At 41.2% G+C, this 15,322-nt stretch carries 13 protein-coding genes, 2 tRNA genes and 1 pseudogene; 2 read left to right on the top strand and 14 right to left on the bottom strand.

What is annotated here, in order from left to right:
• Nucleotides 1–92: 92 nt before the first annotated feature.
• The 4 genes from AB4503_RS18630 to AB4503_RS18645 all read right to left on the bottom strand — a co-directional run bounded on the left by AB4503_RS18630 (nucleotide 93) and on the right by AB4503_RS18645 (nucleotide 3,601).
• Nucleotides 93–168, bottom strand: a tRNA-Gly gene (locus AB4503_RS18630).
• Nucleotides 169–214: 46 nt separating this feature from the next.
• Nucleotides 215–288: transfer RNA gene (locus tag AB4503_RS18635), tRNA-Cys, on the bottom strand.
• Between the two features lie 200 nt (nucleotides 289–488).
• The gene (gene viaA, locus AB4503_RS18640; RefSeq protein ID WP_017064542.1) at nucleotides 489–1,934 is read right to left on the bottom strand and encodes an ATPase RavA stimulator ViaA; all 1,446 of its coding nucleotides are present in this window, start codon (nucleotides 1,932–1,934) and stop codon (nucleotides 489–491) included.
• Nucleotides 1,935–1,945: 11 nt separating this feature from the next.
• On the bottom strand, nucleotides 1,946–3,601 hold the full coding sequence (locus AB4503_RS18645; protein WP_372115538.1) for an ATPase RavA domain-containing protein: 1,656 nt from the start codon (nucleotides 3,599–3,601) through the stop codon (nucleotides 1,946–1,948).
• 288 nt (nucleotides 3,602–3,889) lie between these two features.
• Here AB4503_RS18645 and AB4503_RS18650 point away from each other — a divergent pair, with 288 nt between their 5' ends.
• Both AB4503_RS18650 and ltaE read left to right on the top strand, forming a co-directional pair.
• The gene (locus tag AB4503_RS18650) at nucleotides 3,890–4,405 is read left to right on the top strand and encodes an NUDIX hydrolase (RefSeq protein WP_123322394.1); all 516 of its coding nucleotides are present in this window, start codon (nucleotides 3,890–3,892) and stop codon (nucleotides 4,403–4,405) included.
• A 17-nt stretch (nucleotides 4,406–4,422) separates the two neighbouring features.
• Nucleotides 4,423–5,427 (top strand): low-specificity L-threonine aldolase, encoded by a 1,005-nt coding sequence (gene ltaE / locus AB4503_RS18655; protein ID WP_372115539.1) that lies wholly within the window; start codon nucleotides 4,423–4,425, stop codon nucleotides 5,425–5,427.
• A gap of 531 nt (nucleotides 5,428–5,958) precedes the next feature.
• Here the strand turns inward: ltaE and AB4503_RS18660 are convergent.
• The 10 genes and pseudogenes from AB4503_RS18660 to AB4503_RS18705 all read right to left on the bottom strand — a co-directional run.
• A pseudogene (locus tag AB4503_RS18660) lies at nucleotides 5,959–6,441 on the bottom strand (DUF4150 domain-containing protein); the annotation flags it as partial.
• Between the two features lie 61 nt (nucleotides 6,442–6,502).
• A complete protein-coding gene (locus tag AB4503_RS18665) occupies nucleotides 6,503–6,919 on the bottom strand; it encodes a hypothetical protein (RefSeq protein ID WP_017066217.1) in 417 nt (138 codons plus the stop codon).
• Nucleotides 6,920–6,976: 57 nt separating this feature from the next.
• On the bottom strand, nucleotides 6,977–7,546 hold the full coding sequence (locus tag AB4503_RS18670) for a hypothetical protein (protein WP_372115540.1): 570 nt from the start codon (nucleotides 7,544–7,546) through the stop codon (nucleotides 6,977–6,979).
• Nucleotides 7,543–8,349, bottom strand: coding sequence for an AHH domain-containing protein (locus tag AB4503_RS18675; RefSeq protein ID WP_017066219.1), 807 nt, complete (start codon nucleotides 8,347–8,349; stop codon nucleotides 7,543–7,545). Before AB4503_RS18675 ends, AB4503_RS18670 begins: the two co-directional genes overlap by 4 nt.
• 14 nt (nucleotides 8,350–8,363) lie before the next feature.
• Nucleotides 8,364–9,851 carry a PAAR-like domain-containing protein gene (locus tag AB4503_RS18680; RefSeq protein WP_372115541.1) on the bottom strand — a complete coding sequence of 496 codons (1,488 nt, stop codon included), beginning with the start codon at nucleotides 9,849–9,851 and terminating at the stop codon, nucleotides 8,364–8,366.
• Between the two features lie 148 nt (nucleotides 9,852–9,999).
• Nucleotides 10,000–10,791, bottom strand: a complete 792-nt coding sequence (gene icmH, locus AB4503_RS18685) for a type IVB secretion system protein IcmH/DotU (protein ID WP_029224648.1) — start codon at nucleotides 10,789–10,791, stop codon at nucleotides 10,000–10,002.
• Nucleotides 10,788–12,113, bottom strand: coding sequence for a type VI secretion system baseplate subunit TssK (tssK, locus tag AB4503_RS18690; protein WP_102333589.1), 1,326 nt, complete (start codon nucleotides 12,111–12,113; stop codon nucleotides 10,788–10,790). The genes icmH and tssK overlap by 4 nt, the downstream gene beginning before the upstream one ends.
• Nucleotides 12,114–12,124: 11 nt before the next feature.
• Entirely contained in the window at nucleotides 12,125–12,625 is a 501-nt protein-coding gene (gene tssJ / locus AB4503_RS18695; RefSeq protein WP_372115542.1) for a type VI secretion system lipoprotein TssJ, read from the bottom strand.
• Entirely contained in the window at nucleotides 12,618–14,114 is a 1,497-nt protein-coding gene (locus tag AB4503_RS18700; RefSeq protein ID WP_372115543.1) for an FHA domain-containing protein, read from the bottom strand. Before AB4503_RS18700 ends, tssJ begins: the two co-directional genes overlap by 8 nt.
• Before the next feature lie 9 nt (nucleotides 14,115–14,123).
• Nucleotides 14,124–14,729: a hypothetical protein gene (locus AB4503_RS18705; protein ID WP_371725159.1), complete on the bottom strand. Its 606-nt coding sequence runs from the start codon at nucleotides 14,727–14,729 to the stop codon at nucleotides 14,124–14,126.
• Between the last annotated feature and the right edge of the window lie 593 nt (nucleotides 14,730–15,322).

Consider the following 15,322-nt stretch of genomic DNA (forward strand, 5'->3'; position numbering starts at 1 on the left):
CACCACCAGGGCACGCAATTTTTTATTGCGATGCCGATTACTGAAAAGTAAAACACCATCTTAATGTCAAAATGAATCAACACTACAAAATTTGGAGCGATACATCGGGTTCGAACCGATGACCTCAACCTTGGCAAGGTTGCGCTCTACCAACTGAGCTAGTATCGCATTTTCATTCTTAATATCTCTTAACTTATCAAGCTAAGAAAAAGAATGGAGGCGCCTCCCGGAGTCGAACCGAGGTCCACGGATTTGCAATCCGCTGCATAGCCACTCTGCCAAGGCGCCTTTTTTAATTCAACACTTTAGGGACTTAAGTAAGCCGCACCGCTGTGTTCGGGTGCCTACTTTACGGATTGAGGGGAGATAGTCAAACAAAAAAGTGAATTTAAATTCCGTTTGCTGACATTTAAATCAAATTGCTGCATGTTCGATCTCTTTAATCAAAAAACACACAGCAAAATCGAGTTAAACAAGATGTTCTAGCGCTACCACTTCTTCATGAAACGACCGACAAGACTCGGATGATACGCCCAGCAGTGGTCAAACATAGTCATAAGTTGAGGGTTGCCATACTTAGAAAGACTAACCGCATGGAAACGGTTTTTGTGTTCTTTCAACTTTTCAACCTGAGCAATCATTTCGTCTGATTGTTTCGGCGCAATAAAGTCAGAAAGTACGATTAAATCGGCATTCTTGTATTTATCACCAGTCATTAGGTCAATCGACTTCATGAGAACAGGTTCCAAATCCGTACCGCCGTGGAATGAGTAACTTAAGAAGTCGCTCGCTTCACGTAGGCCATCTTGCCTTGTTAACTCATAGGTAATCTGCTCAGAAGAAAAAAGAATCACATAACAGTCTCTCTCTTCTGCAAGAGCAATTTGCATTAAGGCATAAGCCATTGCTTTAGCAGACTGCTCAGGGAAACCACTCATAGAACCCGAAGCGTCCACACAGACGATAAACGGGCCCTTTTCAATATCGATGTTCTTGCTATCTGGTTTTTGCGCCTTCACTTTGCGTAACGTGCGTGATTTACCTTGCGAGCGATAGCTCAGTAAACGCTTGTCGGCCAAGTGCTTGTAAAAGATAACCTCAAGTTCAGGATAAGCTAAGAACATGGTTTCGTTTGGCAGCATCTTGTTAAGGTCATCACTTTCATGAATCCCGACAATATCATCGACCGCTTCATCGCTTTTCTCTTCAACCACCTGCAATTCTTCTACAGGGGCTTTGTGTAGCGAAGGATCATCTTCCTCACCAGCCATACGGCCTAGCTTTTCAGCGATCTCTTGCAAGCCCTTGTGCTTATTCAAGAACTCAGCATGACGTTTCATGATGGTAAGGTCTGTTTTGCTTAATTTGGCAGAAGCCATGTCCCACAAGCGCCCTACACTGCCTTCATCACCCGACTCAGTCACTTTATCCATGTTTTTCATGGTTTCCATGCGCTGATAAAGATCGGCTAAGACTTTTTCTTTGCTTGTTTCAAGTTCAGTTACTTGAGCTTGTTTAATCGCATCAGAAAGTGATTGGTACCATTGGTCGCAAAAGTAGTGTGGAAACATCGCGTTATAAACACCCTTGTTGTTCTCCATAAGGCGTCGAGCTTGTAGATAAAACGCTGAGTGCCACTCCAGCTTTTTGATAACGCTGTCAATCTCATCAAAGAACTGAGGTTCATCCCAGTAAATCACTTCTTGGTAAAGGGCGATTTCCTCTTGGAATCGATCAGTTTCACACACTTTAGTGACGCGTTTTTTTACTTTACCACGCCATTTCACTAAGTGGTTTTTCACTGATGTCTTCACACCTTTGTTCTCTGCAGCCATCATGACTTGAGAACGAGCGATGAGATCATTCATCGCTGTATCAATGATTCCTGAATCAGCCACCATCAAAGCGAGGTTTAAGCCGTCTGCTCCTAACATATGCTCTCCCCTTACTCGAAGTACTGGCTCATAAACTTAATACGCTGAGCAATCTTACTGCTCTTCACTTTGGTTGTTTCAAGATCTTGCGTTACCGCTTGCAAACTTGCTTCCATCGCTTTCGGTAAATCAGGGTCAATATAGTTATGAGGTAACGCATCATGGAATTCAGTGCGAACGCGTTTTAACTTGAATTCCGCTTCGGTTAACTGTTCTAGCGCTCTTTCAGCGCCACTTAACCACTTGTTATACAGTTCTTGATCCAAACCATCTGTGGTAACAACGCTCACCAAGACAGAGCGATTGGCAATGTCTTTAATCACTAATTGGTTCGAGGCATCTAAGTCGAGTTTTAAACGGCATAGGTTTTTATTTTCGTTTACGTAACCGTAAATATCGCCGTGACCTTCTTTAAGAACACGATCAAAATCGTCTTTGGCTACGTATACCCAACGGCTATCGCCTTTCTCTGATTCAGACACCGACATGTTGCTTTGTAGCATAACCAGTTTAACTAGATTGTATGCACTGCCCACGCTGTACATTTTCGCGTTCTTGATATCATTCTGGTAAACGTCTTTTCGCAACAAGCCGCTGGTTGATTCCATAGAAAGCGAAACAGATAGCGTCGATTCAACATCGTCTTGAATCTCTTCTAACTCTTCACGAGACATTTCGATTTGCGCTTTTGACTCTTGCTGATCGAACGCACGGTTCAATGCAAAGTCTTTAACCACGCTACGTACCACATCTCGTGATTCTGGGCTATGCCATAAACAATCTTGCAGAAGCATGATATCTAGCGGGTTCACGCTATCTCGCCCGCTAAAGAAGGCGCTCGCTTTCAATAGCTTAACGGCCTTCTTCCAACGTCTGTCGGATACATACAAATCAGACTCTGATGCAGAACCTTGCTTCTTAACCGTCTCTTCAAGCATGGTTTTTAGTTCAAACAACTTATCAAACGAATTGTCTGTCAGTTCCAGCTTATCGAGCTCTTTCTGCCATTGATGGTATTCAATGTCCGTAATCGCCAAACCTTTTGGAATTACCGCTTCTTGAGAAGTACCCGTCGTCAGCATCGATTTGAAGTTTTGTTTGTTTTGAATACGGTTCACGAACACGCGTACCAACATACGGTCATAAAGTGCTTCCAAGCCGCTGTCTTCATCTGGAAGTTCGTTGGATGCCGATACTAGTAGACGCATCGGTACACGTTCAATATCACTGCCGTTTTTGAAAGTCTTTTCGTTAACGACAGTAAGTAGCGTGTTTAGGATTGCAGGGCCGGCTTTCCAGATCTCATCGAGGAAGACGACTTGTGCAGTTGGTAGGTAGCCTTCGGTTAGTCTTACGTAACGACCGTTGTCTTTTAATTCTTGGATACTTAGTGGGCCGAACACTTCCTCGGGAGTAGAGAAACGAGTCATCAAATATTCGAAATAGCTGCTGTTATCAAAAGCCTGAATGAGACGTTTCGCGATAAGGCTTTTTGCGATGCCCGGAGGGCCTAATAGAAACACGCTTTCACCAGCCAAAGCAGCCAGTAAACAAAGCTTAATCGTGTCTTCTCTTTCGTAGACACCATCAGACAGAGCATGCGCTAATTTATTGATTCTTTCAGAGAGTAGCGCCTTGTCAGCATGTGAAGAAATAGAAGGGTTCATGCGTTACTCCGAAAATCTTTGAACAGTTGAGAGTGTAGAATTGTTTTTATACATTTGTTAGCGCTTTGTTACAAGTGCATTTTATTATTGAGTTGCATTTATATCAGATGGTTACGTCGGTAATTTTGGCGCAATCATAGATTCCAATTATGAGAGTAACATCACGAACGGCGTGAAACTAAATCTATTGCTAACCCTAATTTTTCTTTTATTTTCGACACCATAGACGTTATGGTGGTGCACGTCTTCCGTTATACGAAAAATTGGCAAGGAATGTGGCCAGACTGCATGAGTAAAGTTATCCATAAATGGAAAAGTATTTCTCTCATAGAAGAGAACGTGACGCTCCCTACGAACGTCGTGGTAAAACATACAACAATAAACCACCCTGGCGCGGCAGTTATTCTTCCTATCACTTCGTCTGGAACAATCATCCTCATTAACCAATTCCGCCCTTCTCTTAAGAAATGGCTTTTGGAACTACCTGCAGGCACGATGGAAATTGATGAGTCACCTCTTCAATGTGCCCAGCGTGAATTGGAAGAAGAAACCGGTTACAGCGCAACTTCCTTTCAAAGCTTGGGGCAAGTCACTCCTTTGGCTGGCTTCTGTGATGAAATACAGTATCTGTTTGTCGCAAAAGACTTAAGCCTCACTACCCGCTTTGAATGTGATGAAGATGAAGTCATAGAAGTGCTCGAACTAAGCTTAGAAGAACTGCAAGATAAAATACGACACGATCAAATCACCGATACAAAAACTATCGCTTGTTTAAGTAAAGCCCAACTCTGCGGCTACCTATAACACTCTAGGAGAGAAACATGGACTTTCGTTCTGATACCGTAACTAAACCCTCACAAGCTATGCGCGATGTAATGGCAAACGCAGAAGTCGGTGATGATGTATATGGTGATGACCCAACAGTAAACGAGCTTGAGCAGTGGGCAGCCAACGAAACGGGCTTTGAAGCCGCTATGTTCACCTCTTCAGGTACGCAAGCCAACCTACTCGGCCTAATGGCGCACTGTGAGCGTGGTGATGAATACCTATGTGGTCAACAGGCGCACAACTACAAATACGAAGCCGGTGGCGCGGCGGTATTGGGCTCGATTCAACCTCAACCAATCGAGAACAACCCAGACGGCACTTTAGATTTTAAAAGGCTTGCTGCTGCGATTAAGCCAGACGACAGCCACTTTGCTCGTACTAAGCTTCTTAGTTTAGAAAACACGATCAATGGTAAAGTGCTGCCAATGTCTTACCTAGCGGAAGCTCGTGAGTTCGTAAACCAACATGGTTTACAGATGCACTTAGACGGTGCACGCGTATACAATGCGGCAGTCGCGTTAGACGTTCACATTAAAGAGATCGCGCAACACTTCGATTCGATGACGATTTGTTTATCTAAAGGTTTAGGTGCTCCGATTGGCTCTCTGCTACTTGGTAGTAAAGAGTACATCGCTAAAGCACGTCGACTACGTAAAATGGTTGGTGGCGGTATGCGTCAGGCAGGCATTCTTGCTGCAGCAGGTAAAATGGCACTGACTGAGAACGTTGCTCAACTTAAAGCTGACCACGAGAACGCGAAAAACCTAGCGATCGGCCTAAGCAAGTTAGAAGGCTTTTCTGTTAACCCTGATTTCATTCAAACTAACATTGTGTTTGCTAAATTAGATGAATCAGTAGATATCAACCGCATCGCACGAGAGCTAGGTGAACAAGGTATTACTATGTCACCAGGTAATCCTGTTCGCTTTGTTACTCACCGTGATATTAGTACAGAAGACATTGCTCGATTCCTAACGGAATTAGAAAAAGCGCTGTAACTCTCAGCAAAGTTCTCATCTATCGCTATTAATACTTGAGCTTCCCCTAAGGGGAAGCTTTATTGTTACGTTTACTCACGAACAAAAACATGATCTACCCATCATTCATTCTAATTTCCCCGTGCCCTTTACACCTTTGGCTTCGATGACCCTAAATTGAGGAAAATGAAGTCATTAAACTTCACCTTTCGTCATAACCCTATCAGTCAATGACACCTATCCGAAATTTCAGCTCAAGATCCCCTTTACCTCTCAAATACATGAATGCGTATCAAAACGGATACAAACAAGGCAATTACGCAGAATGATGCGAGTACACTGAATAAGCTCGATGAGCGAGATTTGAACGATATAGCAACTTCTTATTCACCTCGAAACAATTAATATCCTTTATAGGTTATATCACCGCATCCTAAATTGTACGTTTATGGTAACCATTGCGCGGTTTCCAGTACTTATTTGAGTCATATAGCACCTAGCGACTTCCTTGGAAAACGCCTTTAAATATCGAGGATGACCAAGCCCCGAGAGGATGGTTCCTTCAAAGCTAGCGCCGATTTGGTCGACCAGTTTATATGTCGCACCTTGCACAGATTCGCCATCAGAGTGACAAAGAAATAGGTCAAGCGTATATCTCCCTTCTTGGTCTTCTGTTACAGAAACCGAAAGGTTTTGAGCGCCGCCTTAACACATGGTGTTGACTTTATTCATAGTCATTTGGTCAACAAGGCGGTACACACCTATACCTTCGAACTTAACAGTAGGAGAAGCTAATATGAATTCCGCCTCGGCTTCAATGGTGCCTGAGGCTACGCCCTTTTTATCACCACCAGCATCGCCAATACTGGCGCTGAATTTACTGCCTTTAATAGCGATGCTGTTACCGCCATCCATAGAGACGGTCGTGGTGCCTCCCGCTAAATCAGCGGACTTTCCATTGTTACCATAAGGGATAGGAACAACAGGCTTGCCGGCTGTTGTTAAACAAACATCAGGAAGTGTTGCGTTCGCTTTAGTCGAAAAACACCGTGACTAAACGCAAAAAGCGCCTTAAGGCGCTTTTATTACTGACAGTCTAATAACGACCATATGGAGCTGTTGTATCATACCAGACATCAACACAACCTGCTGATTTTAGGTCTTTGACGAACTCTCTATTGATATACAGCTCATTGTTTTCGTTAAAAACAAAAGCATATTTTTCTTCTGTGTCTAAATTACTGGTTGTGGGAAATTGCAATAGCTCAATTGTTTTATAATCATCAAACTGTCTATCGTAATCATCAGGGTGACTACCAAAGTCAAAATCACTATCCCAAGCATCCTTCCCTTCAAGCCAAAACTCATTCAACTTTTCTAGAACTTCTTCCCAAATAACAAACCGGACGCTACTTTCAAAAACAATAAACAAATCAGGATTAGAAAACACGATACCTGGTCTGTTTTCTGGTAACAATTCACTTAAACTTTCTTTAACAAACTTAATATACATATTATTTCAACTACAGTGATTTCCCTTAAAATATTTCAGCGTGAGAGCTAAGCCTCTCTATATAAAGTCAGAATAGCCATCTACTGGAATAAAATCCACACCGACTAGGTTAGAATTTTTTATTTTTTCAACTACACTTTTATGAAAAAAAACACATTTCAACCAACCAGGATCTATCAATATAAGTCTTTTGTTTATTGGTATAGTATCAATTATTTTTTCATCTAGCCTAAGATTGATAATACCACTAATCATCTCATCACCATTAGAATCCTTTCGGTACCTTTTAAACTGGCTCTCAGATCTATCAATTAATTTAATCTCGTTAGCTACCTGTAGCATTAGGAAATCATGTTCGCCTTTATCATGCAGTTTAATATCAACCCAATTCACCCCAAACATGCTATTTACATGTAATTTCGAAAATTCATTCTTGTTTATCGAAAAATTTGGCATTTCAAGTATATCTGGAATTTCGTAATCTTCTTGTGGAAGAAATTCAACTATTAAAGGAACAGGTTCTTTAGGATAAGTAAATTTCGTAAGCGGTACTGCATCTATGTATTTATCTGGAAAACAATAAATGGGGGAATTGACACACTCTTTTGCAAAAAAATATTCACTCATTTTCCGACCTCAAGTTTTCTAGATTCCATAATCATACCTTTTACATTCTTTATATTGTGTTTTTCTTGCTGTACTTTAGAGACTCTACTCGGGCATGCGTTTCTTGATTTTTTCTTACTCTCTATATTATTTCCGCCTCCACAGCCTATGTTGCTTACCGGGGAGTAATCATGACCGAAAGTAGAAATTGTATATAAAAAGCTATCTAAACACACTAAAATATCTTCAGAGACCCCGTCTAAATCAGACTGAAAATGTCTTGCATTCCCTGTCTTGCAATAATAATTTCTTTGGGCATTTTCTTTTACACCTTTAATATCTCGGTTAACCGATTTTATATACTTTATATCTTCCAGCCGTAACTTAGTTACTACAGGATCAGGAACCTTTGTTACCGGAATTGATGTTACTTCACCACTTTCTAGATCTGAACTTGTTTCCCAAAACTGCTCTTGCTCAGTCTTGAAGTCCAAACCTCCACCATGACCAGACTTATGTACATGTGTATTGACTTGACAAGCAATATCCGTTTTGGAGGGGAACATTACCCCATTTTTCCAAGTGTTGATATTATACTCATATGCTTCTCTGTATTTTTTCCAATCCGGAGTATCTAGATTTTTAGTTGTTATTATATGGTGAGCTTGAAGTCCGAACTGCCCGTCATCCGCCTTCAAACGTCCATCTGCCCATAAATGTTCATCGAAGCCTGATTTGTAGTGCTTAGATTTAATTGCTTTTGCTAAAGCAGGCCCTGACCCTTTTACAAGACTATGTGTTTTTACAGTTGAGTTTTTAGCCATGATCGTATTAACCTCTAATAAGCGTCACATTTCTCTGGTTTCTTCTTGCAAACAGGACAAACAAACTCTTTTTTATCCTTTTTCTCATTGGTGTTATCGTTACTCTTTCCTGACTGAGTAGATTTACCAGTGTCATGCTTCACTTTCGCAGGGTATGCTCTCTCACTTTTACCCAAAATTCGAGCGAATAACTGGTCAAACTCACCCATCGCTTCTTTTAGTTTATCCGGCACCATTTTATCGATGATTTTCACTTCATCGGCTAGCTTTAAGAAGTATTCTGCTAGTTCATCTGCTCCCATGCGATTGGCGTAAGAAGCAAGCTCACTCGCCACTTCGATACAAGGTTTTAGAACATCAGATACAATATTGCTCGCCTGCTTGGCGTAATCAACCCAATCTAATGTACGTAAGAACTTTTCTGGGTCACCTTTACCCATACCACGAAGTACCGCGAGTAAAGTGTCTTTCGATGTACCCTTACCACCTTTCAAAGCAACTTTACATGTACCTTTAACTGCACTGCCAAACGTTGGGACACAACCGATCAAAGTCAAAGAGAGTGCCAACCAATTTTCTGGCTTATCTCGTTCTTCTTCACTTAATAGTGTCATGATATTTGCTGAAAGGTCTCGTACATCTGCTGCTTGGTCTACGACGGGGATCATTGTCAGCGCTGTGTTTGCAATGATTTGCTCTACCGATGCATCATCATTAAAGTCACCTAAAATTACCCCCCAGATCCAGCTGGCAGCGCCAGACATTCTCTTCCAAGAATTTTCCCAGAAACCAACCTCACCTCGTTTGGCTTCTTCAATAATTAATTGGGCATTCGCATTTGGGTTGAAATTAGGGTTGGTTTTAGTTGGGATGTTTGGCATGAATTCGCGACTATCTTCACCATAGTCAATGTTAAATTCACCAGGTGCAACCCCACTCACCGAAGCTTTGCCTACATTATCTAATGTACCTTCAAAGGAAGCGCCGGTTTGATCAATCAGTTTATATGTAGCCCCTTGAACAGGTTCTCCATCAGAATAAGAAAGAAACAGGTCTACCGTATACGTCCCTTCCTGATCTTCCGTCACAGAAACCGAAGGGTTTTGAGCACCGCCTAAACACATGGTGTTGGCTTTATTCATGGTCATTTGATCAGAAAGGCGGCATACACCGACACCTTCGAACTTAACGGTAGGAGAAGCGGATATGAATTCGGCCTCGGCTTCAATAGTACCTGAGGCTACACCCTTTTTATCACCACCGGCATCGCCAGTACTAGCGCTGAATTTACTGCCTTTTATAGCAATGCTGTTACCGCCATCCATAGAGACAGTCGTGGTGCCACCCGCTAAATCGGCGGACTTTGCATTGTTACCATAAGGGATAGGAACAACAGGTTTGCCGACTGTTGTTAAACAAACATCAGGGAGTGTTGCGTTCGCTTCTCCTCCTGAGCCTTGATGAACTACGCTGAGTCCATTCGCACAAACTGTTACGCCCATAGTAAATCCAATTAAATTCCAATAGATGTATGATAAAAGAGATCGCAAGCTGCAATCTCTCTAAGTACGTAGTGAAAATGAAGGATGAGACTGTTACTTCGAGTCTATTTTTAAAAACGGACAGAAGATCTCACAATTAAATCTGATGCTACTGATACACATCCAGAAGCTGCTGAAATTTTAGGTCAATGACCAAGTAAGTCGCGGCATACATAACACCAAAGATTACTGTACTGACGCCAAGAATTAACTTAGGAGAAATAACCCGTTTGAGCGGTTTTTTTAAATACTTCGCCTTTAAGTTAACTAACGTTACTTTTTCCTGTTCGGCTAAACGCTCGTCTCGGACTAAGCGATAAATTGTGTTTCCTATGTCTGAAAGCTTTTCGTTACCGCGCTCTTCTCGGCCGTACTTGCCTTTGAACCCAAGTTGAAGCAATAAATAAAGGAATTCGATAACGTGTCTGTATTTTCGTGGATCAGCTTTCAAGCGCTCTAAAATAGTAAAAAACTTATCGCCGCCAGATGTCTCGTTATGGAACTCCGACAATAAGCTGTTTGTACTCCAATGGCTGTTTGCCCCCCACTCTTGCCTACACACAGACTCATCTATTGCTGCACATAAGCAATAGCGTATAACCAATATTGATGCCCGATCCAACTCCATTTCATTGAGCTTTCGTTCACCTTTACGAATTTCTCGTGCAACTTGTTCTCTAAAAGGACCAGGATCGTCCAACCAAGGAATCGAAGACATACATGAGAGACTGGCTATTAACCAAGTAAACTGATCGACCAACGGGTTAACACCCATGCTCTCCACGTTTAGGTCTCTTACCGCAATATTTCTAGATAAATCAGGTGCAGGCATAACCTCCATTGGTTTGCCTGGTTCTGGTTGAAATAGTACTACGGTGACGTCGTTTTCGGCGTAACTCATAAACGTACAGCCCAAAGCTGTAGTGATAAGTTCGCGAAGTCGCCAGCAATATGGACTGCGATTGCTGCGGTGTTATTCAATGCATTCCATTCGTCACTCGCTTTATCGAGCTCAAAATAGGTATAACCTGCATGATAAGGCAACGCTCGAGGTACCACTGGCATTGGTTTCATTTCAATGCCCGGCAATTGTAAGTTAATTAGATCGCGAATATTGTCGATCGAACCAATCTTAGTTTGGCTCACAAATTGTGTATGTAAAATATCAAGCGGTACGTCTGCTTTAACAGCAAGAATAAACGTCGTAGATTCGACAATTTTACTGTCTGGAATTGCTGCTGTTCGAATTCCGTAGCTTTGCTCTCTCAATGTTAGAGGTATTGCGCGTTGCTCTGACATCACACTGAGTGTCATTTTCGCGCTATCAAGTGTCCGAGATAAACAATCAGTAAGTTGGCTGTGGTTATATTTGGTGAACTCTTGTGGTCTGCGAGATGCAGAACACAATGTGGATAATTCACCCTCAGCTTGTAATAGGATTCGGTAAAACGACTCTGGGTGAACACCCTCTACGCTTGCAAAATGCCAGAACAACGGTTCGTAGCGATTTAAGGCTTGTAACAACATAAAGTCAGCAACAGATGATACGCCCTGTTGGTCAACCACCCCCAAACGCTGAACTATAGATTCTGCTCTATGTTTGAGCATTGACGCGAATTCAGTCGCGAACTTGCTTAAAACGGTAGAAGCATGAATATCAATACACGTCGGGATATAGTTCTCATCCAAAATGATGCTTCCGTCGGGCTTCACTTCGGAAATTTTTAAAATGGGTATCGATGTATAAGAACTCTTATCTTCGTGGTCGTACATTAAGAAGAAGTTAAGTTTACCCACCACAATACTTGCCATATCTTCTGATTCATAACATGCATCGACGGCTTCTTGGGTCTCCATGTTATAACGAGCACCGTCACCATTACCTCCAAAGAGTTCCGAACGCTCTGATGGTAGTGGGCAACATAAGTACACCACTTTATCCGCAATAGATGGGTCAACATCTCTTACTTCTGGAAGTTCAGCAAGAAGCGGTAAATCAAATGGCGTGCGGTCTTGTAATATACCTTCTGCTCGTGTGATTCCGATTTTTCCTAATGCCAATAGCTCAGTATTAATCTCAATTTTTTTTACTCCCCAATGTAATGGAGAGCTATTAGAGCTAAGCATGTTAGATAACTTACTTTGAGATCGGTCTAGTTGTTGGAAATGTTGAGGCTTCATGAACATACCATCTTGCCAAACAACTGGATTATATAAAGACATTCGTCAGTTCCTTAAAAATACGTCTGTTCAATACCACGAGTATTGTTCGAAGATAATTCGCTACCCTCAAGTTTTAGTCTGAGGAAGTACTCACTTTTTTCTTCGATCACTTCAACCTTCCGCCAAGACGAGCCATCAATATCTCTGAATGCCACAGAAAAACCTAATGCACGCGTCGTTGGATCTAACTCTAAAATCTCATGTAGCTCATCGCCCGGCTGCAGTTGGTATTCATATCGTTTAATATACTCATCACCTAAGGACGCTTTATCATTTTCGAATAGAGCAAAGAAATCCAAACTACGAAATAAAACAGGTGAAGTGAGTTCATGAACTCTCAGAATGACCGGCGAAGATTGTCCCTGCTTTCGTACATTGAGAAGTTCTGACGCTTCTATCACGAGTTCAATTGAAGATGTTTCTGGTGTAATTCCAGATGATTCTTTAAATTGCTCCCACATAGAGCAACCTGATAATAGAAACAAGGTAATGGGGATTATAAGTTTACGCATGATCAGCTTTTGCAACCTTACTGTATCTGTCTTTCATCAACGCTTTAAATGTCGACTCATTGAATTGTCGAGTATTCTGCTTATAATGTTCACTGTACTTTTTCCACAACTTTGATTTACTAAGGAAGCGTGTCTCTTGGCTTAAAGTGTTTGCAAACTGCTGAGGATCATTCGCTTTTAGTTGCTCCAATACCAAATCGTTAATTGCCTTCGCATATAAGGTATCGTGCTCGCTAAGTTCATCCAGTATCTGTTCAATTAGCTCATTTGGAGCCAATAGATTTTGACTATTGAGCGTTAACATCAATGTAGTTAGGCTAAGATCATTCTGGGCAAATGAACTTTCGTCAGTAAGCTCTTCAACACTCTGTAAATCTTTGTACAAATTATCGATACACAATCGTAAACAAGCGCCCATTTGTTTAAAAAATAGAGCGTCATGTTTCGTGTCAGATTCTAAATCAACACCCAGTCCTTCAAAGAATGCATGTGTTACATTTTCCTGTTCGTAAGAAGTTTCACTCAATGCGATATTATTCTGAGTTCTACTCTCACTTTCAACAGGCTGCTCTTGTGGTTCGGTATGAGAGACAAATTCTTGTGTCACCTCTTCCCATTTATGGCTCTGTATGTTTGTAGAATGAGGTATAATAGTGACAGGTGGCACTTCTGGTAGTTTATTTTTGAGAGTCCCTGAACTGCCGTTAGGTGTATCTGACTTAAGATCTGAACCTTCAACGCTTGCTGGTTTCAAACGGTTCGATATCTTAGCTTGATCATCGGCGACATCTTTAGCTTTCAGGCTCGCCTGCTGTTCTTCTTCCATCCCCATCCAATCTTCAGGAATCAGACTAGGAAGGTCAAACTCAGAATGGATACTCAGACTGTCATCAACGACTTGCCTTTGATGTTCTGTCGATGACTTCGTAAGGTTTTTATCGTTGCTTTCGTCTCTAACAAGATAGTCATCATCTCTTTGCATTGAGAATTTTAAGTGTTCGACGGGATCATGGGTCTCAACACCATCAGGTTTCGTTTCCATAAAGAGATCTTCTAGCGTGCCTGCCTCAGTCTCTTCTTCAACAACGGACTCTTCCAAGTTCATTAAAGGGTCTGTTGAATCTCTTTCTGGCGCTATTTCAGAAGCTATGTCGTATGAAGTCGTTACCAACTCAAGAGAAATACTCACTTCATATTGTCCGAGAGAAACTCTGTCACCATCGCACAACGAAACTGGTTGATTCTTTAGGATCTTATTGCCATTAACCAATGTGCCATTTGTACTCACATCACTAATGTAATAAGTGTCTCCATATATACTCAATAGACAGTGCGTACCAGATATGAATCGGTTGTGATCCGTTAAAGTCACTGTACAACCTGCTTCTCGCCCTAGAGATCCACCTTCTTCAGGCATCTCGATACTTTTAGCTCCAACATATTCTTCTGGGCACTTCGAGATCACCAAAACCAATTGATTTATACGCATGAATAGCCTTTAAAACAGAAGAGAAACACTAAACTCGACACCACCTAGACCTTCGTTATAAAAAGGTAAGATGTATGAAGCTTGCGGGATTATTTGTAAATGAGCGTCTGGGTTACTTCCTAACTTGATCACACTACCAAAAGTCACAACAGCGCCAGCTTCAAATTGATCGATATCTTCAAGTTGTTCGCCGTCACGAAAGCCTTGGTCGTCAACTTTCCAACGGTTTGAGTATTGCGAGTAACCTAAAGACAAGCCTGCACCTATATAAGGTGTGAACACCGACCAGCTACCTAAAGCATACTGAGGCACAATACGAAATTCGTAATTGGTTACCTCGTTATAAACGCCATTCTTTGGAGCTTCGATGTCGTCTTCAGCCAAATAATTAAAACCTAGCCACCAACGCCATCGGTTGTTACTTTCATCAATTGGACGTGTATGGACGAACCCGTAACGCAGAGCATCTACTTGGCCACTCGGTCCTTCTTCATATTCTATAGTGTCTATGCTCAGCATATTTACTGAACCACCATATCTTTCACCCTTCGCGATTGCGATGGACGAAAAAAGACACATTGTGGATATTAGACCGATTTGACTTAGGTTTCGCATGCTTCCCTCTGAGTTCATCCATATATTAACTAGATGCGCAAGATAGCAAGTATTATGTCTTTTACAATAAGGAGACTCTCTCACCCTCTAATTACGACATTATAACTAGCAAAAAAAGCGATATATCTACAAGAAAATGCATTACGAATAATTACAAATAAAATTCATTTATAAAATCAAAACTATCAATAATTGAAAAATCAAACGACCAACAACCATCCAAAGAAAGAAGGTTGTTCAATACAAGAAAATTAGCATTTACAAAATTCAAAAAACCTAACATGCCACTTTTTTATCTTTAACCTATAGCATAATCATTTACAGCATTTTTCTAATTTAGTGTTAGTTAATATTTATGCAATCATTGACAATGAGTAATTATTAATCAATAAAGCACCACACGTAGGAATAGTTAGATTCATATTATTTCTCCCCAAAAAGACCATAAATGTGACTTTTATCACTGAAATTTTATAAAGCCTAGTCGTAAATTGTTACATTTTTTGATCTTTTTGTGAATAACGTCACATAGTGCTGAAATTAAGAACTTTTCAAATCTTTTAACATTCAAGGATTCTGTTTGACTATAGAAT

This window comes from Vibrio sp. 10N.222.55.B11 (assembly GCF_041473705.1).
GTDB lineage: Bacteria > Pseudomonadota > Gammaproteobacteria > Enterobacterales > Vibrionaceae > Vibrio > Vibrio crassostreae_C.

Bases quoted from the DNA above. Each gene is read 5' to 3' on its own strand.
- viaA (WP_017064542.1), bottom strand. From the start codon at position 1,934: ATGTTAGGAGCAGACGGCTTAAACCTCGCTTTGATGGTGGCTGATTCA.
- AB4503_RS18645 (WP_372115538.1), bottom strand. From the start codon at position 3,601: ATGAACCCTTCTATTTCTTCACATGCTGACAAGGCGCTACTCTCTGAA.
- AB4503_RS18650 (WP_123322394.1), top strand. From the start codon at position 3,890: ATGAGTAAAGTTATCCATAAATGGAAAAGTATTTCTCTCATAGAAGAG.
- ltaE (WP_372115539.1), top strand. From the start codon at position 4,423: ATGGACTTTCGTTCTGATACCGTAACTAAACCCTCACAAGCTATGCGC.
- AB4503_RS18665 (WP_017066217.1), bottom strand. From the start codon at position 6,919: ATGTATATTAAGTTTGTTAAAGAAAGTTTAAGTGAATTGTTACCAGAA.
- AB4503_RS18670 (WP_372115540.1), bottom strand. From the start codon at position 7,546: ATGAGTGAATATTTTTTTGCAAAAGAGTGTGTCAATTCCCCCATTTAT.
- AB4503_RS18675 (WP_017066219.1), bottom strand. From the start codon at position 8,349: ATGGCTAAAAACTCAACTGTAAAAACACATAGTCTTGTAAAAGGGTCA.
- AB4503_RS18680 (WP_372115541.1), bottom strand. From the start codon at position 9,851: ATGGGCGTAACAGTTTGTGCGAATGGACTCAGCGTAGTTCATCAAGGC.
- icmH (WP_029224648.1), bottom strand. From the start codon at position 10,791: ATGAGTTACGCCGAAAACGACGTCACCGTAGTACTATTTCAACCAGAA.
- tssK (WP_102333589.1), bottom strand. From the start codon at position 12,113: ATGTCTTTATATAATCCAGTTGTTTGGCAAGATGGTATGTTCATGAAG.
- tssJ (WP_372115542.1), bottom strand. From the start codon at position 12,625: ATGCGTAAACTTATAATCCCCATTACCTTGTTTCTATTATCAGGTTGC.
- AB4503_RS18700 (WP_372115543.1), bottom strand. From the start codon at position 14,114: ATGCGTATAAATCAATTGGTTTTGGTGATCTCGAAGTGCCCAGAAGAA.
- AB4503_RS18705 (WP_371725159.1), bottom strand. From the start codon at position 14,729: ATGCGAAACCTAAGTCAAATCGGTCTAATATCCACAATGTGTCTTTTT.